Source organism: Dietzia sp. NPDC055340, from assembly GCF_053645335.1.
The window spans coordinates 23,978-44,449 of record NZ_JBSHML010000017.1 but is presented as its reverse complement, the minus strand read 5'-3'; the positions used below and the strand labels follow the sequence as shown (position 1 = coordinate 44,449).

Sequence of the window (20,472 nt, the reverse complement as noted above, 5' to 3'; positions counted from 1 at the left end):
GACCTCCGACGTCTGAGGCAGGGGCCGTCGAGGCGGCGCCTCAGGGGCGGTCGAAGTCGATGTTCTCGCGCGGGGTGCCGGCGGCCACCATGCCGCGGACGGTCGCTCGCAGCATGTCGGGCGAGCCGGCGATGATCACCTGGCGGTCCGCCCACGAGCCCCAGCGGGTGACCGCGTCGACGAGCGTCCCGGTCTGGCGCCGGTGCAGTGTCCGGGGGAGTTCCTCGGCGGGGCCGGCCCACCACGGGTCCTCGTCCTCCTCCGACACCGGCTGGATGGTCAGCCACGGGGACGTGGCCGCGAGGTCGACCAGGGTGGGCAGGTCGTACAGGTCGCCGGGGAACCGGGCGCCGTAGAACAGGTGCACGCGTGGGTTCTGGCCGTGGCGCAGCATGTCCAGCACGAGGCAGCGCAGCGGCGCGATCCCGGTGCCGCCGGCGATCATCAACACGTCGCGGAACGGCTCGGTGCGGTCCACCTCGAGCATGCCGAGCGGCCGGGCCAGCACCCATCGGTCGCCGACGCCCACGCCACGCACCAGCGAGCCGCTGAGTTCGCCGCCCGGCACATCGCGGACGTGGAACTCGATCTGCCCGGCCGGGTTCGACGGGATGGACGGGCTCAGCCGCCGCCACACGCCCGGCGAGTACGGCGTGAGCACACTCAGGTACTGGCCTGGGTGGTAGTCGATCATGGTGTCGCTGATCAGCCGTACCACCGCGACGTCCCGGGTGGGACGCATCACCTCCACGACGGTCGCGCCGACGCGTGCGGGCCCGTCCTCCTGCCCGGCTCCCTGCTGAAGTGCAGACGACAGCACCCGGTACGCGGTGCCCAGCGTCGTCTGCAGTCTGTCGTCCCAGTCCTTCCCGGCGAGATGCCGCAGCGTGTTGGTGAGCGCCTCTCCGAAACGCTGATGGTGCCGGGGAGCGAGTTCGAGCTTGCGGTGGTCGGCGCCCAGGTGCCGGGCGAAATCGACGACCTCCTCGACCTTCGTGCGGTCGCCCCGCGCCTCTTCGGTGGTGACCAGCGCCCACGACATCGCCCGAACGAACTCGCGCAGCACCGGCCCGGCGTCGCGCGGGAACAACTCACGGAAGTCGGGGTCGGCGTGCCGTAGCGCGCGGTGGAAGATCTCGGGGAAGCGCTCGTCGTTCAGCAGGTCGCGCAGCACCAGCAGCGGGGGCGCGGAGACATCGACTGCGGCGGGCTCGTCGAGCGGCCCGGCCAGCGGGTCGTGGCGCCGATCGAGGTAGGGCTCCAGGTCGATGTCGTCGACGACCTCCTCGACGTCGGGGAGGCGGTAATCGTCGTCCACACGGCCCGCGCCGTCCGTGGACCACACGTCGCTCGCGTCCTCCGGTCCGCGCTTCTCACTGCCCACCTGATGCGCCTCCCGTCACGTCGTCGTCTGGTACTCCCGTTGGCCGTGGCTGTCGTCGTCGGGCGTGGTCTTCAGCTTAGCCGCGGCGGCGGACTCACCGGCCCAACGAGATGTCGACACCCGCGCGCAGTTCGTCCTCGGTGTAGACCAGCTGGCCGCGGCCGGGGAGTTCGATCAGGTACAGCGTGCCGTCCGGCGTGACGTCGGGGAACTGGAAGGTGAACATGCAGGAGGACAGGTCGCCGCCGTCGTAGGCCAGGCGGGCATCGATCTCGCGGCCGGTGTGGTCCTCGACGAGGGTGAGGGGCGTGCCCTCGCCGATGTCGGAGAGGGAGTCGGGCATGTCGCAGCCGGCGCGGTCGCCGGAGACGGGGTCGGCGGGCGTGGACACGACGGTGAACGTGCCGTCGACGGTGAACTCGCCCGGGCCGGGGATCGGCGCCTGCGCGGGGCCGGAGCCCGGGAACGGACCACGGATGGTGTCGGTGGGGCCGCTGCGGTCGGCGCCGGGGCCGAACAGTGCCATGCCGACGACGGCGACGACGACGAGCGCGAGCCCGCCCACGATCGCGACAGCGGCGACGGTTCCGCGCGGGCGGGATGATCCGGCGGGCGCCACGGGCGGTGATGCGTCGCCGGGGAGGCCGGGAGCGGTCGGCGGCGGCGAGTTCGGCGACAGGGGGTCGGGGCCGGGCTCGGGGGAGGGCAGCGGACGGGGCTCGTCGCCGTAGCGATAGGTGCCGTCGGCGAGCGGGGGATAGTGCATCGGCATCGCGCACGCTCCTTTCCCGCCGGCCCGCGCGCGAGGAGGGCGCGGATCTGCAGATCGATTCTAGTCGCCTCGGCGATGACGGGTTGGTCACACTTCCTGCGGCGAAGCGGGTGGTGGTTAGCCGCCCGGGTGGTTCTTCGGGGAAGGTGGAGGGATGTCTGTCGAGCCTTCCCGTCCCGACTCCGAGCCCGTCGAGGCCACGCCCGCCGGCACGGTGCCCGCCGAGTCGGTGCACCACGACCCCGTTGCGGACTCCGATCTCGATCCCGCCAGCCCCGTCCCCGGTCGGCCCGGCCCGGTCGAGGCGGTCGGCAATGTGCTGAGAGGCGCACTGATCGGTATGGCCGAGCTGGTCCCGGGTATCTCGGGTGGCACGGTCGCGCTGGTCGTGGGCGTGTACCCGCGTCTGCTCGACACCGGCGCGCACATCGTCGACGGCATGCGCTCGGCGATCCTCGGCAAGGGCCGGGCTGCCCGGACCAGGGCCGCGTTCCGGCACGCCGACTGGTGGCTGCTCGGGCTTCTCGCGCTGGGCATGCTCGCCATGGTCTTCACCATGGCCGGCGTGCTGGGAGACTTCGTCGAGAACCAGCCGGAGATCTCCAGCGGCCTGTTCTTCGGCATGGTGGCCGCGAGTATCTTCGTGCCGTTGAGCATGGCCCGCCAGACCCCGGGTGGGCGTACGTGGGTGCTCGCACTCCTGCTCGTGGTGGGCGCCGTGCTGGCCTTCTCGCTGACAAGCCTGCCCCGCGGCGATATCAGCGATCCGTCCCACCTGCTGGTGTTCGTCGCGGCAGCGGTGGCGATCTGTGCGCTCGTGCTTCCGGGGATGTCCGGCTCGTTCCTGCTGATGGCGCTGGGTCTGTACGTGCCCACGATGAACGCCGTCAGCGACCGGAACATCCCGTACATCGCGGTGTTCATCGCCGGCGCGTTCGTGGGGATCGCGCTGTTCGTCAAGGTCCTCGATCGACTGATGGAGGACTTCCGCAAACCCACGCTGATCGTCATGGTGGGTCTGATGATCGGCTCGCTGCGCGCCCTGTGGCCGTGGCGTGACGACGAGGTGGGCGCCGTGTTCGGCCCCGGCGACGACTGGCTCGTCGTGGTGGCGGCCGCGATCGGCGGCGCGATCCTCGTGGCTCTGGTGATCGTCGCCGAGCACGTGCTGTCCCGCCGGGCGGCCGGGGCGCACGACGCCCCGGGCGCGCAGGCCTGACCGTTCAGCCCTCGCGAATCATGCGTAGGTAGTCCTCGACGGAGACGCCCAGGGCTGCGGCCCGGGCGGCGTCCGCAGACTTCTGCGTTCCCACCTCGGGTGGGACGAACTCGCCGCGCTCACGGTTCGTGGACGGGTCGGTCGTCACCGTGTACCAGACCGGTCGGTCATGATCGGGCATGGCGTCGATCCGGTACAGCAGTGTGCCCTCGGCGCCCATGTCGACGAGTTCGGGTTCGAGACCGTCGAGGAGCGCGGCCGGCGGCATGGACGAGTACGCGGCGATTCTCACGTCCGGCCATTCCATGTCGCGGACGTACCGCATCGTGAGCGCGCCGTCGACGATCGCCCGGTGCGTCCAGCCCGGGAAGAGGACGCCCGTGAGGAAGTGCAGCCCGGCGCCGCCGGCGAACTCGATGGCGGGCCCGGATTCGTGGTGAAACCGCGGCCGCCCGTCTACCCCCGGTGCCCCGAGTAGACGCAGGACCGGTCGTCGAGCGATCGCGATCTCGCCGTCCACCAAAGCGAGATAGCCGAGCCCCGCACAGAACGCGTCGGTGAGGAGCCGGCCGATCTCCAGGTCCGTCCCGAACTCCTCGATCACCCCGTCCCGGGGATGCCAGTCGTGGTCCCATCCGGCCGCGCCCTGGTCGATCATGAACCCGACATAGGCCTCCACGAGGTCGGTGACCGGCGACAGGAGGATCCCCTCGAACACCCCGTCGGTCTCCACCCAGCGCCCGGCCTCGGCATAGGCGCGCACGACGTGACCGAGGCCGTCGCTTCCGCCCGAGACCGGGTCCGCGGTGCGGCTGTGCGTCGCCGACCACTCGCGCAGCCGGCGCACGAGCCGCCGGTCGGCCAGGATCCCGAGGTGGCGCACCCACCCCATGCGCAGGGGGTTCTCCGAGCGCTCGTCGCGGCACAATTCGGCGAACGCCTCCGGGTCCACGGGGAACTCGGCCGGGTCCTCGATCAGGCGGATCCGTGTGTACTCGAGGTGCGCCAGCGCGGCGACCTCGCGGACAGCGTCGAACACGACGTCCCGATCCCATGCGACCTCCGACAGCACGAGGGCGTCGGTGCGCTCGAGGACCCGACCGGGTCCGTCCGGCCAGTGCGCGGCGACCCGCGCGGGCCCCGCGGCGGAATCGGCACCGTCGGCGCGGGGCGGTTCGTCGTGGGGCGATTCGGCGCGGGGGGACCCCATTCCGGCCATGCGCAGCGCGTCGAGGGCGGCGGCGAGCGGTACCGGCTCTCCCCCGTGGGTGGTCATGGAGCCTCCTGGCGAGCCTGGTGAGACCGGCGGGTCCCGGATGTGCGTCGAGCATGGTGGATCACGATCGATCGGGTGTCGACACAGTAGCGCCGCAGTCCGACAGGCCGCAGCCCCCGGCCATCCACAGCCTTGTCCGTCTCCACAGGGACGGGCCCCCGTGCCGAGCGGCGGGCCGCGTTGTCGTCGTCGTCCTCTAGCCTGGCGGCGTGCTCCAGTCCGACGTGTGGGTCCCCGAGTCCGAGATCGAGTCCTTCGTGGGCTCGGCCGCGCTGGGGCGCGCTCGCGGTTACGCGAACGCGGGCAGGCTCCGGCGCGTCACCTACCACTCGGACGACCGTCGGTTCACCGCCGAGGTCCGGGGCAGCGGCTCCCGGTGGTACTCCACGGCCGTCCACCTCACGGCGCCGGACCCGGACGGTTCGGCCCGGCCCACCCGCTCGATCTGCTCGTGTCCGGTCGCGCTGAACTGCAAGCACGCCGCGGCGCTCTTGCTGTTCGTGGGCGAGCAGAGGCGCCACCACGCGGCCATCCCGGAGTGGCGCAGGCTGGCGGAGGAGTCCGTGAAGTCGCTCGAGATGCACCGCGCGCACGTTGTCGAGGCTCCGGTGATCGGACTCCAGTTGTCGCTGGTGGCGGACGATTCCGAGCTCGAGCACGGCTCGGGTGGCATCCAGCCAGGGCTGGGCAACCGGCTCAAGGCGCGGATCGTGGTGCCGGGTAAGGGCGGCCGCTGGAAGTCGGCGGGTGTGGAGTGGGATCGGCTGCGCTACGGCTGGGACGGCGGGATGTCGCACGCGCAGTCCGGGTGGTTCCGGGCCGTCGACGCCCTCGCGCGCAGTCATCGTCAGGCGCGTGTGTGGCTCGATCTGTGCGACGCCGAGGTGCCCGCGCTCTGGCCCCTGTTCGCCACGGCGGCGGAGGCGGACGTGGAGATCGTGCCCGGTGACGGGTTGCTCGACGTCCGGCCCGGCCCGCCGCGCCGCGTGGGATTGACCACCTGGAGTCCGGACGGGTCGGAGCTGGTCGTGGTCGCCGCGGCAGAGGTACCGCGGGACGGTGCCGGCGGCCCGGATGGAGGTGACGACGACCACGACGACGACCACGGCGACCTCGATGACCGTGACGACGACGAGTTCGGACGCCCCCTGCCCGGCGCTCTCGTGGGTGAGCGCGGGGACATGGTCGCGGTGATCAGCGGCCGGGTGTTGGAGCTCTGCCCGGTGGGGCGGCTGGAGCCCGGGGTGGCCGAGCGGCTGCGCAGGTGGCGCTCACTGAGCATCCCCGACGAGGCGGTCGCCGAGTTCTGTGCGGAGTTCCTGCCCGAGCTGGTCGAGCGCTTCCCGGTGATCGACCGCGTGGGGCGGCTTGAGCTGCCCGAGTTCGACCATGTGGAGTTGGAGCTGACCATCCGCCCCTCCACAGTCCGCGATTCCGGGCCGGGTCGGCGGCGGATCGACTCCGGTCTGGACCTGGTGGCGCAGTGGTACCACGTCATGGTGCTGCGAGTGTCCGACGGGACGCACACGCGGCGGAGCAGTCCGTTGACCGAGGCGGACCTGGGGCTCACCGGGCCGCACGAGGCGGACCCGCGCGCGATCGAGTTGATGAACGCGGTCGCGGAGGCCGGGTGGGAATGGCTGGTCGACGTCGGTGGGTTCCGGGTTGGCGGAGCGGACGCCGGCGCGTTGCTCGTTGAGGGCGTGGGCGAGCTCAACGCGCTGGAGGACATCAGCGTGACCGTCTCGGACGAGGTGCCCGAGATCCGACGGGCCGCCGAAGGGCTGCGGGTCTCGGTGGAGACCGAGGAGGACACCTCGGGGATCGACTGGCTGGGCCTGTCGGTGGCGGTGAGTGTGGAGGGGCGGCCGGTGCCGTTCGCCGCGGTCTTCGAGGCGGTGGTCCGGGGGCAAGAGGAATTCGTCACGGCCGACGGCGTGCTGGTGACGGTGGATCTGGAGCGGTTCGGGGAGCTGCGGGTACTGCTGGAGGAGGCGATCGCGGCCTCTGCCGACAAGGCCGGACGGACCCCCGACGGCACCGGGATGCGGATCGGCCTGGGACAGGCGGGACTGCTTGCGGACCTGGCCGAACTGGCCGACGACCTGGCCCCGCCCACGGGCCGTGCCAAGGCACTGCTCGAGCTGGCCTCCGACACGCCCGATCCCGTCCCGGTGCCCGTGATGCTGGAGGCCGAGCTGAGGCCGTATCAGCAGCAGGGGCTCGATTGGCTGGCCATGCTGTGGCGGCACCGGATCGGCGGGATCCTCGCCGATGACATGGGCCTGGGAAAGACCATCCAGTCGTTGGCGCTCATCGCCCACGCCCACGAGTCCTATGCACATTCGGAGGGCGTGGGCTCGACCACGGAGGCGTCCCCGGGGCCGTTCCTCGTGGTGGCACCGTCCTCGGTCGTCCCGAACTGGGAGGCGGAGGCGCGCAAGTTCGTCCCCTCCTTACGGGTCGCCCGCCGGTCGGCGACGGAGGCCAAGTCCGCCACCACGGTCGCCGATGACGCGGCCACGGCAGACATCGTGGTGACCTCCGCGACCGTCCTGCGCCTGGACGCCGAGTCGTACGCGGACGTGCCGTGGGCGGGAGTGTTCCTCGACGAGGCGCAGCAGGCCAAGAACCCGTCGTCAAAGCTTTTCGCCGCGCTCGCCGGGCTGCGGGCGGACTTCCTGCTGGCGGTCACCGGAACGCCCATGGAGAACAACCTCGCCGAGCTCTGGGCGGTGGCAGCACTGTCCTGCCGGGGCGTGCTGCCCGATGCCAAGGAGTTCCGGGCGCTCTACCGCACCCCCATCGAGAAGAACGGCGACGCCGAGGCGCTGCAGCGCCTGCGCCGCAGACTGCGGCCGTTCCTGCTCCGCCGTCGGAAGGAGTTGGTGGCCGGGGAGCTGCCACCGCGCTCCGATGCGGTGATGGAGGTCGACCTCTCGGCCGCGCACCGCCGGATCTACGACCGCGAGCTCGCCCGGCAGCGGGCCTCACTGTTGGCGTTGCTGGACGACTTCGACGCCAACCGCATCTCGATACTCGCCGGCCTCACCGTGCTGAGGCGGCTCTGCCTGGACGCGTCGCTGATCGATCCGGACCACGCGCACATCCCGTCCGCCAAGACGGACGAGCTGGTGGCCTCGCTGCGTGAGGTGGTGGCCGAGGGGCATCGTGCGCTGGTGTTCAGTCAGTTCACCACCTACCTCGACACCGTCGTGGACCGGCTGCGGGCCGAGGGGATCACGGTGGCGCACCTCGATGGCAAGACCACCGACCGCGCCGGGGCCGTGGGGCAGTTCACCGAAGGCGGGGCGCAGGTGTTCTGCCTGAGCCTCAAGGCCGGCGGAGTGGGTTTGAACCTCGTGGGCGCCGACTACGTGTTCCTGCTGGACCCGTGGTGGAACCCGGCGACCGAGGCGCAGGCCGTGGACCGGGCTCACCGCATCGGCCAGACCCGCCCGGTGCTGGTCTACCGGATGGTCGCCCGCGACACCATCGAGGAGCGCGTGGTGGAACTCCAGCAGCGCAAGGCCGAACTCTTCGCCTCCGTACTGGACAGTGGCGAGCACTTCTCCGCCGCCCTGACCGCCGACGACCTGCGGGGGCTGCTCGAATAGCGACGCTGCGGGCCGGCGGTGACCGCTCGCGCCGGTCCTAGCGCATCTCCGGCAATGCGAGCCCCGCCGCCACCGCCGCCCCGAACAGGGCGGTGTCGCGGGAGGGCGAGTACACGACCCGGGGCGTCGGCACGGAGATCGGCAGGGTGTTGAGCTGCTCGGCGACGGGGCCGTGCAGCGCCTCGCCCAGGCCCACCACGATCCCGCCGGTGAGCAGCACCGTCTGTGGCCGGAACATCTGCACGGTGTCCACGAGGAACGAGGCAAGTCGGTACGCGTAGAGCTCCGCCGCGTCGTCGCCGTGCTCGCGCTCGAGGTCGTAGAGGCCGTGGCCGCCGAGTGCCCACCACGCCTCGGTGTTGGTGTGGTCGTCCACGATCCGCCAGTGCCCCATGTCCCACCCGGTGACACCGCAGGGATGGATGAGCGCGCCGTGGCTGTTGAGGGCGCCGAATGCCAGGGATGCGCCGAGGGAGATCGCGATGCCGCCGTGGCGGACTTTCGGCAGGCGGGTCATGGCCAGGGCGTGGGCGTCCCCATCTCCGATCACCGAGACCGGGGCCTCGATCCGGGCGACGAGTTCCGTGCGTAGGTCGCCCTCGGCCCAGGCCGCTGCCCGCGAGGCCAGGACCCGGCCCCGGTCCGCGTCGACACTGCCGCTGAGGGAGACGCCCACGCCGGCGGGGGCGGGGTCCACGGCGAGGACGGCCGCCGCGAGATCCTCCGCGGTGGCGACATGGGCACTGTGCACCCGTACGACGTGGCCGTCCACGACCGCACCGATCCGCGTTCCGCTGCCGCCCATGTCCACGACGACGCCGTCTCTCATCTGCACACCTCCGTTTGCTGCGCACCATTGTCCTCTCAATTCGGCGCGGGCGTGGGAGTAGATGGATCGGGGGCGTCCATAGTCCCGGACGCGCCCGGACGCGCCCGGACGCGAATGCGGATACGGGGCGAAGGGTCGCGAGGAGTGCGATGATCGAGGTTCCAGGGGTGCGGGCCTGTCGGATCCAGGGCGCCGTGCTCGAGTACTCGTCGAGGAGGCGTGCATGGGTTACAGGCGCGGTGAACCGATTTCGGCCGCTATGGCCGGTGGCCGTGACGAACCTCGCGGACGTGGGCCGTCGAAGGGACCGATGCTCCTGCTCGTCGGCGTATTGGCGGGCGCCCTGATCGCGCTCGTGGTGTTCCTGGTGGTCGATCGTGACTCCGAGGACGGCACTCCGGTCGCAGCGGAACAGCCGGCGGCCGCCGAGACCACCGCGCCGACCGATGACGAGCGTGACGGGGCGGAACAGGACGGCGCCGCCACTGCCGGCGACCCCGTCGCGACCCGCGCGCCGGGTGAGCCGACCGCGCCGCGCGAACCGGCCGCGCCCGGTGAGCCGGCCGCACCAGGTGAGTCTGCCGAACCCGGCCAGCCGACCACATCGCCGCAGCCAGGGGAGAACATGATCGCCCCGGCGGCCGGCAACTACGGTGGCCAACTGGTCCAGCGCGGGCCGGGCCAGTCTGACTACGCGGTCGACGTGCGGATGAGCTTCTCCTCCGCCGGGTCCGGCGTGAGCTACCCGAACTCGGGATGTCGGGGCGCTCTTATCCCGATGGGAGACCAGGGCGGGGCCCGCGTCTACCGGGAAGAGATCTACTCCGGCGCCTGTGACCCCACCGGCACCTGGCTCATCACCCGGGGATCCGATACGGGGATCAGTGCCGAGTACCAGCCGCCCACCGGCGAGTACATGGTCGAGGGGCGGCTGACCAGGTAGGCGCCCTGCCCGCTACCGCCACCGCTGCTACTAGTTGGCGGGCAGGACCGGTGACGGGGTGGCGGCCAGCGGCGCGGGAAGCGGGGCCGCCATTCCCGGGCCGGGCGCCGGAGGTGCGCAGTAGAACTCGACGGGACAGTTGGGCCGTGCCTCGAACAGGTCGTCAAGGGTGACGAAGGTGTACCCGCGGCCGTGCAACGAATCGATGATCCCCGGGACAGCGTCGACCGAGGACCGGTGGATGTCGTGCAGCAGGATCACGTCACCGGGGGCGACCTGACCTTCCACGTGCTGCACGACGGTCGCCGAGTTACGGTACAACCAATCCTGCGGATCGACTTCCCACAGCACTGGACGCATCCCGTGGGTCGGGGTGTAGCCGGGCGTCCACGCACCGTACGGGGGCCGCATGTAGCGGGGTGTGTACCCGAGCACCCGGGACAACTCCTGGTTGGTCCGGGCCAGTTGGTCGGTCACGCCGGCGGGGGAGAGCATGGTCAGGTTGGGATGATCCCAGGTGTGGTTCTCCACGCCCATCCCCAGCCGCTGCATGCGGAGGACGATGTCCTCGTTACCCGCGATGAGCGTGCCCAACACGAAGAAGTTGGCCGGGATCCCGCGGGACTCGAGGATGTCCAGCAGCGCGGGGGTCGTGTGGCGGTCCGGGCCGTCGTCGAACGTCAGGACCGCGCACTTGAGGACGGTGCAGTCCGGCCGGGGCTCCTCGACGATCGCGGCGATCTCCGGCGGCAGTGGGATGTCGGAGCTGGCCGCCGACGCGATGGTGAACGTGCTGGGCGCGATACCGGACACCATCACCGAGCCGACCGTGCACAGCGTCAGCAGACTCGCGGCCAGGGCGACGCGCGTGGCCGGACGACGACGCCCGGTACGCGACTGCCCGGCGACGCCGACGCGCTCGGCGGACGCCTTGTGGGGTCCGGGCGGGGAGGGGTGCCCCGATCCGGCCGGGCCGGGGGTGTCTGTACTACCGGAGACGGGCAGCTCGTCGTCGTCGCGATGCTCGTTGACCCCGGCCGCGGCCGGGGTCTCGGCTCGGACGCTGGCGGCCGACGGGAATGATGAGAGCTGGCTGGTCGTGGCGGTCCGGCGCCGGCCCACCAGGGCCGCGATGAGGCCGACGACGACAACCGCGACGACGGCAGCGGGGCCCAGTAGGCGGCTCCATAGGGGACGACTCATCGGGCGCCGGAGGGAGGGGGAATGAGGATAATTCTGCTGCTCAGCCCGGTTGAAGCCCGCCTCAGACATCTCATCCCATCCGTTGTACACGCGGCGCCGTTCTCTTGTGTATCGCCGTCGCGATGACCATAGTCGACGGCTCTGACATTCCCGCCGCCACGGCGAGCGATTCCTTATTTCGGGGGGCGGCGACGGTGGCGGTGGCGATCAGCGGCAGCCGACCATGTGGAGGGCGAACTGGTCACCGGGCCCGAGGGCTGTTCTGAAGTCGTCGAGTCGTCTGGTGGTCATGATCTCGTGACGATGGTCGCCTGCGTGACCCACGCCCAGGGCGTGCATGAGTTCGTGCAGGGTCAGCCTGCGGCTCCACGGGTCGCCGGGGTACGGGGTGACCTGACCGGGCCGAAGCGTGACCGCGCCCTGCAGTACCAATCCGTGCGGCCAGGCCGCAACCCCTCCGACGCCCGCGATCTCGGGGTCGCTGAACATCGGATGGTCCCCGTGGAAGACGGAGATGGCGCCCTCGGCGTCCCGCTCGCCGTCCGTTCCCGGGCCCGCGTACCACAGGGGCAGGCCGCTGGCGAAGGCCAGTGTCTCGATCGCCCAGATCAAGTCCCCTTCGCTGCCCGGAGGTGCGTCGAACGAGCGGACGGGGATCTCGTGCTCGCACGGCCAGTGCGTGATGTGGCCGTCCTCGGTGATCTCGACCGAGTAGTCGATTCCGGAGGCCAGGCCGGCCGGGGACGAATAGTCCCCGGGGCGCCGTGGAGACCAGTCCCCGTGGCGGGGCAGGGGCAGGCCCTGGACGGTGGAGTTCGAGGCGCCTGCGTCGTCGAACCCGAAGATCCCCCCGTCCGAACCGGACAGGCGGGCGGCGCCGTCGCCGAACGCGGCGACGGTCCCGCGGTGCTCCTCGGGCACCTTCTCCAGCAGCGTCGGGGACGAGCCGATCACCGCCAGGACGATGGCGATTGGAACGGTGATCGCGAGGAGGTAGACGACGGCGGTGATCGCCGGATGCGGGCGCCAGTAGGTCATCGGCGGACCGGAGTCGCGGCGCGGCAGGGGCGGGTGCCGGGGAGGGGAGGGGAGGCGCCTGAAATGAAAACTTACCCAGTCGTGGCGGAGTTCACGCATCATCGGCCCACCTTGAGCGGAATAGACTCAAGGCGAAGTGGGTTGTACAGACTGTCCGGAGCGGCAACGCGCCGGGATTGATTCCAGTACGCTCAACCATACGTCGAAGAAAGGACCGGTCGCATGAGCCAGTTCAACCCCACGACCAAGACCCAGGCGGCTCTGTCGGCCGCAGTCCAATCCGCCTCCGCGGCGGGGAACCCGGACGTTCGTCCGGGCCACCTGCTCGTGGCGCTCCTCGAACAGCAGGACGGCATCGCCGGCCCCCTGCTCCAGGCCTGCGGCATCGACCCGCAGCTGGCACTGAGCCAGGCCAAAGAGCTCGTGGCCGGCTACCCCAAGGCCTCCGGCTCGGGGATGGCCGCACCCAACTTCAACCGCGACGCGCTCGCCGTCATCAGTACCTCGCAGGAGCTCGCGGCAGAGATGGGGGATGCCTACGTCTCCACCGAGCATGTCCTCGTCGGCATCGCCGCCGGGCACACGGGTGGCGACGCGGCCAGGATCCTGAGTGAGCTCGGCGCCACCGCTGACGCGCTCAAGGCCGCGTTCACCTCGGTCCGGGGCAACACCCGCGTGACCACCGAGAACCCCGAGGACCAGTACCAGGCACTCGAGAAGTACTCGACCGATCTCACCGCCCGTGCGCGCGAGGGCAAGATCGACCCGGTCATCGGGCGTGACTCGGAGATCCGCCGGGTCGTGCAGGTGCTCTCGCGGCGGACCAAGAACAACCCCGTGCTCATCGGTGAGCCCGGTGTCGGAAAGACCGCGATCGTGGAGGGGCTGGCCCGGCGAATCGTGGCCGGGGACGTCCCCGAGTCGCTCAAGGGCAAGACGCTGCTCTCGCTCGACCTGGGATCGATGGTCGCCGGCGCCAAGTACCGCGGCGAGTTCGAGGAGCGGCTCAAGGCCGTCCTCGACGAGATCACGGCTTCCGAGGGCCAGATCATCACCTTCATCGACGAGATCCACACCATCGTCGGCGCCGGCGCGACCGGCGAGGGCTCGATGGACGCGGGAAACATGATCAAGCCGATGCTGGCCCGTGGCGAGCTGCGGCTGGTCGGCGCCACCACGCTCGACGAGTACCGCAAGTACATCGAGAAGGACGCGGCCCTCGAGCGCCGGTTCCAGCAGGTCTTCGTCGGGGAGCCGAGTGTCGAGGACACCGTCGGCATCCTGCGCGGGCTCAAGGAGCGGTACGAGGTGCACCACGGTGTGCGCATCACCGACTCCGCGCTGGTGTCCGCGGCGACGCTCTCGGACCGGTACATCACGTCCCGGTTTCTGCCGGACAAGGCGATCGACCTCGTCGACGAGGCAGCCAGCCGTCTGAAGATGGAGATCGACTCCCGCCCGGAGGAGATCGATGCCGTCGAGCGGATCGTGCGGCGACTCGAGATCGAGGAGATGGCGCTGCAGAAGGAGACCGACGCAGCCTCCAAGGACCGGCTCGTCGCGCTGCAGGGCGAGTTGGCCGACTCCAAGGAGAAGCTCGCCGAGCTCACCGCGCGGTGGCAGAACGAGAAGAACGCCATCGAGGGCGTGCAGAAGGTCAAGGAGGAGCTCGACGCGCTGCGTACCGAGTCCGAGAAGGCCGAGCGTGACGGCGACTTCGCCCGGGTGGCCGAGATCCGCTACGGGCGGCTGCCGGAGCTGGAGAAGCAGCTCGCCGACGCGGAGGAGTCCGAAGCCGCATCGGGCGCGATGCTCAAGGAGGAGGTCGGCCCCGAGGACGTGGCGGAGGTCGTCTCCACGTGGACCGGCATCCCCGTGGGCAAGATGCTCGAGGGCGAGACCGAGAAGCTCCTGCGCATGGAGGACGAGCTCGGCAAGCGGGTCGTGGGCCAGGGCGAGGCCGTCCAGGCCGTCTCCGACGCCGTCCGACGGGCGCGCGCCGGGGTCGCCGACCCCAATCGGCCGACCGGCTCGTTCCTCTTCCTGGGCCCGACGGGCGTGGGTAAGACGGAGCTCGCCAAGGCGCTCGCGCAGTTCCTGTTCGACGACGAGCGAGCCATGGTCCGGATCGACATGAGCGAGTACTCCGAGAAGCACTCGGTCTCGAGGCTGGTCGGGGCCCCTCCGGGCTACGTCGGCTACGAGGCCGGCGGGCAGCTCACCGAGGCGGTGCGGCGCAGGCCGTACACGATCGTCCTGCTCGACGAGGTCGAGAAGGCACACCCGGACGTCTTCGACATCCTGCTGCAGGTGCTCGACGACGGCCGCCTCACTGACGGGCAGGGCCGCACGGTCGACTTCCGCAACACGATCCTCGTGCTCACCTCCAACCTGGGCGCGGGTGGCACGCGGGAGCAGATGATGGACGCGGTCAAGCGCGCCTTCAAGCCGGAGTTCATCAACCGGCTCGACGACGTGGTGATCTTCGACCCGCTCAGTGAGGAGCAGCTCGAGTCGATCGTCGACATCCAGATCGACGAGCTCGCGGCACGCCTCAAGGCGCGGCGGCTGACCCTCGAGGTCGGCGACGCGGCCAAGGGCTGGCTCGCCCGGCGCGGTTACGACCCCGCCTACGGCGCCCGTCCCTTGCGCAGGCTGGTCCAGCAGGCCATCGGCGACAAGCTCGCCCGGGCGCTGCTGGGCGGCGAGATCCGCGACGGCGACACCGTCACCGTCTCGCTAGCCGAGGACGGGGATTCGCTCAGCCTCGCCTGACGCGAAGCAGCCTCGCCTGAGGCGCAGCGGCCGTGGGCTGACCGCACGTGGGAATCGAGGGGCCCGGCCACCGGGGATGGTGGTCGGGCCCCTCGTGCGTTCACGGCGCCGAACGGCACACCTCGTCGTCGTCGCGACTATCCTTGGCCCCGTGACCACAGATCCCGCTTCCGCCACCATCAACCAGGTCAGTCCCCTCCTCGTCACGGCCCGCGAGCTCATCGAGGACGTCGCTACGCTGCCGACTCCGGTGATCATCGACGTGCGGTGGCAGCTGGGCGATCCGCACGGACGCGAGCATTATTTCTCCGGCCATATCCCGGGCGCCCAGTACCTGGACCTGTCGTCCGCCCTCGCGGGCCCGCGAACCACGCGCGAGGGTCGCCACCCGCTGCCGCCTCGCGACGAGTTCCAGGAGGCGATGCGCCGTATCGGGATCAACGACGACAGCCGCGTGGTGATCTACGATGACAGTGGCAACATGTCCGCCGCCCGCGCCTGGTGGCTGCTGCGCTGGGCGGGCAAGGAGGACGTCTCCCTGCTCGATGGTGGCCTGAAGGCCTGGATCGCGGAGGGCGAGGACCTCGCTGTGGGTCCGGGTAACCCGATCGAGTACGGCGATTTCACCTTCAGGTTCGATCACATGCGGACGGTCAACGCCGACACGGCCGCCGAATGGCCTGACCGGGGTGTGCTGATCGACGTGCGCCATCGCGACCGTTACGCGGGCCGCACGGAGCCGATGGATTCGCGCGCGGGCCACATCCCGGGCGCGATCAACATGCCCACGGACGGATTCCTCGACGAGCGCGGGCGGTTCCTGCCGGCGGAGGAGATCCGCCGGATGTTCGCGGACGCGGGTGTGACGGAGGGCAAGGACGCGGTCATCTACTGCGGGTCGGGCATCCGCGCCTGCCACGCGCTGGCGGCTATGGAGGTCGCGGGCCTGGACGTGGGCGGGTTGTACCCGGGCTCGTGGTCGCAGTGGTCGGCGGATCGTTCGCGCCCGATCGCGCTGGGGGAAAACCCGCGCTAAGCCCCGCAGCGCCGCGGCGGGTGTGGGGGCGGGCCGCCGCGGCTGACTACCCTTTGGTGCATGGTCCTGTTCTGGTTCCTTCTGGCCCTCGTGCTGCTCGTGGCGGCGCTCATCATCCTGCGTCTGGACGCGAAGCAGCGTCGTGGCCGTGCCGACGCTCAGCGGCCGGAGGTGGAGCAGGATCGAGCGAGGTCGTCCGGCGAGGAGGACGAAGGCGCCGGCGGTGACGCCGTGGAGAACGACCGGGACGACGACGCCGCCGAGCACTCCACACCGCCCACCGGGGAGGGGGACGCGGACGACGGGCAGGCAGGGGATCCGGGCGAACCGAGGCTCGCTCCGTTCCAGCGTGCAGCCGACGCGGATCCTGTCGCGGGAGCCGCTGCCGACCCTGTCGCCGACGCCGACCCTGTCGCCGACGCCGACGCCGACGCTTACGCGGCCGCCGACGCTACCGCTGACGACGAGGCCCTCGCCGCCGCGTCCGTCGCCGTTCCCGCTCCGCTGGACCCGACCGAGCCGACGGTGGAGTCGTCGCCGCGACTTCTCGACCGCGTCCGGGCACTGCTGCCGACACGCAGGGCGACCAGGCGGAGCCCCGAGCAGTTCGAGCCCGAGCCCGTGGATCCGCTCGCCGGCTCGCCGGTGGTGCGCTGGCTGGAGGACCGCGAGTTCGCCCCCACCCCGACGCCGGCCCCCGAGTTCCGGCACGGTGACTTCGCGGGCGGGCTCAGCGCGCTGGGCACCGTCTCCCACGGGGTGTTCCGCGGCCGTCGGGCGATCATGGGCGTGACCGGTGGTCGTACCGTCCTGGCGCTGCGCCGCGACACCGCCTCCGATGTCGTCCTCGACCTCAGCCGCCCGGATGTCGACTCCGAGCCGGGCTTCCACGATGCCGGGGACGTCGGCGGGTTCGAGGCCCGAACGACCGATTACGGGCGCCTGGACCTCGTCGACCGGGACCGCCTGATCGAATCCGTGCGGGATGTGCCGCCGAGCGTGCGCCGGGTCTGGGCGGAGGGCGAGTGGGTGGCGGCCACGATCGACGGAGTCGACGACCCCGCTGGCTGGGACGACGTGGTGATGGCCCTGCACGCGGCCGCCGACGTTCTGGCACCGTTCCCGCCGATCGGCGGCAGGGCCCGCGCGCTGCCGGCGGAGCTGGACCCCGGTGCTCCGGCCTCCGCCGAGGGACCGGATGCCGACCCGACGGTGGGCATGGACGGGGAGGTGGGAACCGGAACCCACGGGATCGCTCCGCTGCCGGACCCGGAGGACCACGTCGTCGTCGACGATCCGGCGGATTCCACTGCCGGCCCTGTCCCGGCAGGCACCACTCCGAGCGACGCGCCGACCTCGACGATCCCCGTCGCCGCGGCGGCCGGGCCCCGGCGGGCCGGCCACCTGCGGCTGGTGCCCGACCGGCCCGCCGCGCGCGACCTGTCGGACGTGCCCGTGGTGGCCGACCGCGGCGATGCGGCCGAGGACACCGGCGCGGCCGGACCAGCCGAGCCGGTGGGTGAGGCAGACGCTGCCGCGGACGTGGAGCCCGCGGTCGAGGAGTCGGACCCGTTCGACGAGATCATGAAGCCGTCGGCGCCGGTGGAGGCACGCGGCGACGTCGCGGCCGACCATCTCGAGCCGAGGCCCCCGCTGTCACGCCCGACGCGCGGCATCGGGCAGGCCTACCCGGAGGACGCAACGGTTCCCCCGCTGGCCGCGGGCGCAGCCAGCGGCGGGGCGGGCATCAAGCCGCTCGGTTCCGAGGACGACGAGGACGAGATCCGCGACGAGGTCGAGCGCTTTGACGCCGCTCGGATCGACGGGCGTTCGGACCTCGACGAGCCCTCGACCGGCCGCCACGGCGGGGCCGACCAGGAGTCGGGTGGGCGTCACGGGGCGGACGATGTGGATCCGTCCGAGGTCACGCAGCGGCTGTCGGTGGCGGAGCTCGCGGCCCGGATGGGGATCGACCCGTCCGAGATGAAGACGTCGGGGCGGCGGCGTCGTCGGGCGGAGGCCGGGGACTCCGCGAGCAAGGGGGGCGACGGCGGGGCGACCGACTCAGACGCGGACACCGATTCCGGCACCGATTCCGACGCTGGGGCCAGCCCCGCGGATTCGGACGAGCCCGCTCGGGGCAGGGAGCGGCCCGGAATCGAGCCGGACGTCGAGCAGACCGCTCGCCTGCAGCTCCCGCCAGACATCAAGGACTGACAGACAAGCCCGGGGGCCCACCCGCGCTGGATGCGCGGGCGGGCCCTTCGCGTTGCGGGAGCCGGGTGGCGGACCCGTCGGTGTCTGTCTGAGGGGCCGTCTAGAGTCATCAGCGTCAGCTGCACCGACCTCAAGGAGCCCGATGACCGCCGCCCCCGATGTCGATCCCGACGCGCGCCGCAGGCTCGCCGAGCTGGTGGCCGAGCTCGCCGTCGTCCATGGTCGCGTCACGCTCTCGTCCGGCCGCGAGGCGGACTACTACGTCGATCTTCGTCGCGCGACCCTCCACCACGAGGCGTCGCCGCTGATCGGGCGGCTCCTGCGTGAGTTGACCGCGGACTGGGAGTTCGACGCGGTGGGCGGGTTGACCCTCGGCGCGGACCCGGTCGCCACCGCGATCATGCACGCGCCCGGCCGGCCGATCGACTCGTGTGTGGTGCGCAAGGAGGCCAAGAAGCACGGTATGCAGCGCCGCGTGGAGGGACCGGACATCGTGGGCAAGCGGGTGTTGGTCGTGGAGGACACCACCACCACGGGAAACTCGCCGCTGACCGCTGTGCAGGCCCTGCGTGAGGCGGGCGCCGAGGTCGTGGGGGTGGCCACCGTGGTGGACCGCGCGACGGGAGCCGACGACGTGATCCGCGCCGAGGGCGTGGAGTACCGGGCCTTGCTGGGCCTGGCCGACCTGGGACTGGAGTGACGATGACAACGACGACGAGTGCGTTCGCAGCCACCCTGGGGCAGGCGCTGAAGAAGCGCGTCGATTCCCTGATCGACACCTCGCGTCCGGAGGGGCCCGCGTTCCTCGCGGCCACCGGCGGCACCGAGATCGCCAAGGCCACGCAGTTCGGCGCGTTGGAGAAGCTGTGCAAGCCGCTCATCGTCCCGGCGGCGCTGGCGATCGCGATGCGCGAGGGGCGGCTTTCCGCGGCCGACACGGCGCTGCTGTCAGCCACCGCCGCGGGCTACACCACGGGCGACGTGATCCTCATGCTCGGCGGCGGGCACGCCAGTCGGTCGAAGGGCCGTCTGATCGCGGGCGCCGCGGCGTTCGGCGTCGGGCACCTGGCGATCGGCTCGCTGATGCTGCGCTCGGGGCTGCGCTTCAAGCCGCTGCAGGCTGCCGTGCACGGGGTCGTCGCGGGCGGAGCGGGCGCGGTGCTGCTGGCCGAGGGCAAGGAGAACGCTCCGCTCGCCGCATATGGCGGGCTCCTGGCCGCCCTGTCGGCGCTGGCCACCTCGGTCGACCGGTCGCACGGGCCGGCGGCATCGGTGCTGGCGGTGGCCGGGCCGGCCTTCCTGCTGAGCGACGGCCTGATCCTGGCCCGCCGCAAGGCCGAGGGCGGTTCACTGTCGGCCCGCGCGCTGGACGTCGGCGTGATCGACACCTACGCGACAGCCGCGCTGCTCATGCTCACCGGAACCGCCGCGGCGGCCAGGTTCACCGGAAGCGGGCGGTGAACTCGGCCGACGCTGCCGACCCGGCGGGGCAGGACGTTGCCGGGCCGACCGAGTGGGGCGACGGGCAGGTCGGCGTCGGCCCGTGGGAGATCGAGCACCCGGGGCGGCCCCGCCCGACCGGTGATCAGTGGGATCCCGAGCTGCTGGATGCCGGCGACCGCCGCAACGTCGTCGACCGGTACCGGTACTGGCGCCGCGAGGCGATCGTCGCCGACCTCGACACCCACCGGCACCAGTTCCACGTGGCCATCGAGAACTTCGGCCATGACGCCAACATCGGCACGGTCGTCCGCACCGCCAACGCCTTCCTGGCCGCCGAGGTGCACATCATCGGGCGCCGCAGGTGGAACCGCCGAGGAGCCATGGTCACCGACCGCTATCAGCATCTTCGGCATCACGCCGACGTCGCCGAACTCATGACGTGGGCGGAGTCGGAGGGGCTGCCCGTCGTCGCCGTCGACAATCTCCCCGGCGCCGAACCGCTCGAGACCGCGCGGCTGCCACGCGGGTGCGTCCTGCTCTTCGGCCAGGAGGGGCCCGGGGTCAGCGACGACGCGCGCCTGCGGGCCGCCAAGACCGTCTCCATCGCCCAGTTCGGCTCGACCCGCTCGATCAACGCGGGCGTCGCCGCCGGCATCGCGATGCACGCCTGGATCCGTGAACACGCCGGAGCGCCCGGGAACTGACGGCGCTACGGTGGGG

At 71.5% G+C, this 20,472-nt stretch carries 15 protein-coding genes; 9 read left to right on the top strand and 6 right to left on the bottom strand.

Translation table 11 applies throughout. The features are described from left to right. Positions 1–40: 40 nt before the first annotated feature. Together ACWIFB_RS13120 and ACWIFB_RS13115 are read right to left on the bottom strand one after the other, a co-directional pair. Positions 41–1,384 (bottom strand): FAD-binding oxidoreductase, encoded by a 1,344-nt coding sequence (locus tag ACWIFB_RS13120; RefSeq protein WP_454058476.1) that lies wholly within the window; start codon positions 1,382–1,384, stop codon positions 41–43. A gap of 94 nt (positions 1,385–1,478) precedes the next feature. Next, positions 1,479–2,156 (bottom strand): hypothetical protein, encoded by a 678-nt coding sequence (locus tag ACWIFB_RS13115; protein WP_454058475.1) that lies wholly within the window; start codon positions 2,154–2,156, stop codon positions 1,479–1,481. Positions 2,157–2,310: 154 nt separating this feature from the next. Between ACWIFB_RS13115 and ACWIFB_RS13110 the strand changes: the two genes are divergently transcribed. Then, positions 2,311–3,375: a DUF368 domain-containing protein gene (locus tag ACWIFB_RS13110; protein WP_454058474.1), complete on the top strand. Its 1,065-nt coding sequence runs from the start codon at positions 2,311–2,313 to the stop codon at positions 3,373–3,375. A gap of 4 nt (positions 3,376–3,379) precedes the next feature. Here the strand turns inward: ACWIFB_RS13110 and ACWIFB_RS13105 are convergent, their stop codons facing one another. After that, positions 3,380–4,651 (bottom strand): hypothetical protein, encoded by a 1,272-nt coding sequence (locus ACWIFB_RS13105; RefSeq protein ID WP_454058473.1) that lies wholly within the window; start codon positions 4,649–4,651, stop codon positions 3,380–3,382. A gap of 209 nt (positions 4,652–4,860) precedes the next feature. Here ACWIFB_RS13105 and ACWIFB_RS13100 point away from each other — a divergent pair, with 209 nt between their 5' ends. Continuing rightward, entirely contained in the window at positions 4,861–8,268 is a 3,408-nt protein-coding gene (locus ACWIFB_RS13100; RefSeq protein ID WP_454058472.1) for a DEAD/DEAH box helicase, read from the top strand. A 37-nt stretch (positions 8,269–8,305) separates the two neighbouring features. Here ACWIFB_RS13100 and ACWIFB_RS13095 read toward each other — a convergent pair whose 3' ends face one another. Continuing rightward, the gene (locus ACWIFB_RS13095) at positions 8,306–9,097 is read right to left on the bottom strand and encodes an ROK family protein (RefSeq protein WP_452099919.1); all 792 of its coding nucleotides are present in this window, start codon (positions 9,095–9,097) and stop codon (positions 8,306–8,308) included. Positions 9,098–9,407: 310 nt separating this feature from the next. Here ACWIFB_RS13095 and ACWIFB_RS13090 point away from each other — a divergent pair, with 310 nt between their 5' ends. Continuing rightward, positions 9,408–10,040 (top strand): hypothetical protein, encoded by a 633-nt coding sequence (locus tag ACWIFB_RS13090; protein ID WP_454058471.1) that lies wholly within the window; start codon positions 9,408–9,410, stop codon positions 10,038–10,040. A 30-nt stretch (positions 10,041–10,070) separates the two neighbouring features. Here the strand turns inward: ACWIFB_RS13090 and ACWIFB_RS13085 are convergent, their stop codons facing one another. Both ACWIFB_RS13085 and ACWIFB_RS13080 read right to left on the bottom strand, forming a co-directional pair. Continuing rightward, complete coding sequence (locus ACWIFB_RS13085) at positions 10,071–11,243, bottom strand: polysaccharide deacetylase family protein (RefSeq protein ID WP_454058470.1); 1,173 nt, start codon at positions 11,241–11,243, stop codon at positions 10,071–10,073. Between the two features lie 207 nt (positions 11,244–11,450). Further along, entirely contained in the window at positions 11,451–12,281 is an 831-nt protein-coding gene (locus ACWIFB_RS13080) for a hypothetical protein (protein WP_454058469.1), read from the bottom strand. A 222-nt stretch (positions 12,282–12,503) separates the two neighbouring features. Between ACWIFB_RS13080 and clpB the strand changes: the two genes are divergently transcribed. From clpB to ACWIFB_RS13050, 6 genes are all read left to right on the top strand, one after another. Continuing rightward, positions 12,504–15,056: an ATP-dependent chaperone ClpB gene (clpB, locus tag ACWIFB_RS13075; RefSeq protein WP_452099915.1), complete on the top strand. Its 2,553-nt coding sequence runs from the start codon at positions 12,504–12,506 to the stop codon at positions 15,054–15,056. Between the two features lie 151 nt (positions 15,057–15,207). Beyond that, positions 15,208–16,092: a sulfurtransferase gene (locus ACWIFB_RS13070; protein WP_452099914.1), complete on the top strand. Its 885-nt coding sequence runs from the start codon at positions 15,208–15,210 to the stop codon at positions 16,090–16,092. 60 nt (positions 16,093–16,152) lie between these two features. Further along, positions 16,153–18,309, top strand: a complete 2,157-nt coding sequence (locus tag ACWIFB_RS13065) for a hypothetical protein (protein ID WP_454058468.1) — start codon at positions 16,153–16,155, stop codon at positions 18,307–18,309. A 142-nt stretch (positions 18,310–18,451) separates the two neighbouring features. Next, entirely contained in the window at positions 18,452–19,009 is a 558-nt protein-coding gene (pyrE, locus tag ACWIFB_RS13060) for an orotate phosphoribosyltransferase (protein ID WP_454058467.1), read from the top strand. A gap of 2 nt (positions 19,010–19,011) precedes the next feature. Further along, positions 19,012–19,770 (top strand): lysoplasmalogenase family protein, encoded by a 759-nt coding sequence (locus ACWIFB_RS13055; RefSeq protein ID WP_452099911.1) that lies wholly within the window; start codon positions 19,012–19,014, stop codon positions 19,768–19,770. Beyond that, the gene (locus tag ACWIFB_RS13050) at positions 19,767–20,456 is read left to right on the top strand and encodes a TrmH family RNA methyltransferase (RefSeq protein ID WP_452099910.1); all 690 of its coding nucleotides are present in this window, start codon (positions 19,767–19,769) and stop codon (positions 20,454–20,456) included. The genes ACWIFB_RS13055 and ACWIFB_RS13050 overlap by 4 nt, the downstream gene beginning before the upstream one ends. The last annotated feature ends 16 nt before the right edge of the window (positions 20,457–20,472 follow it).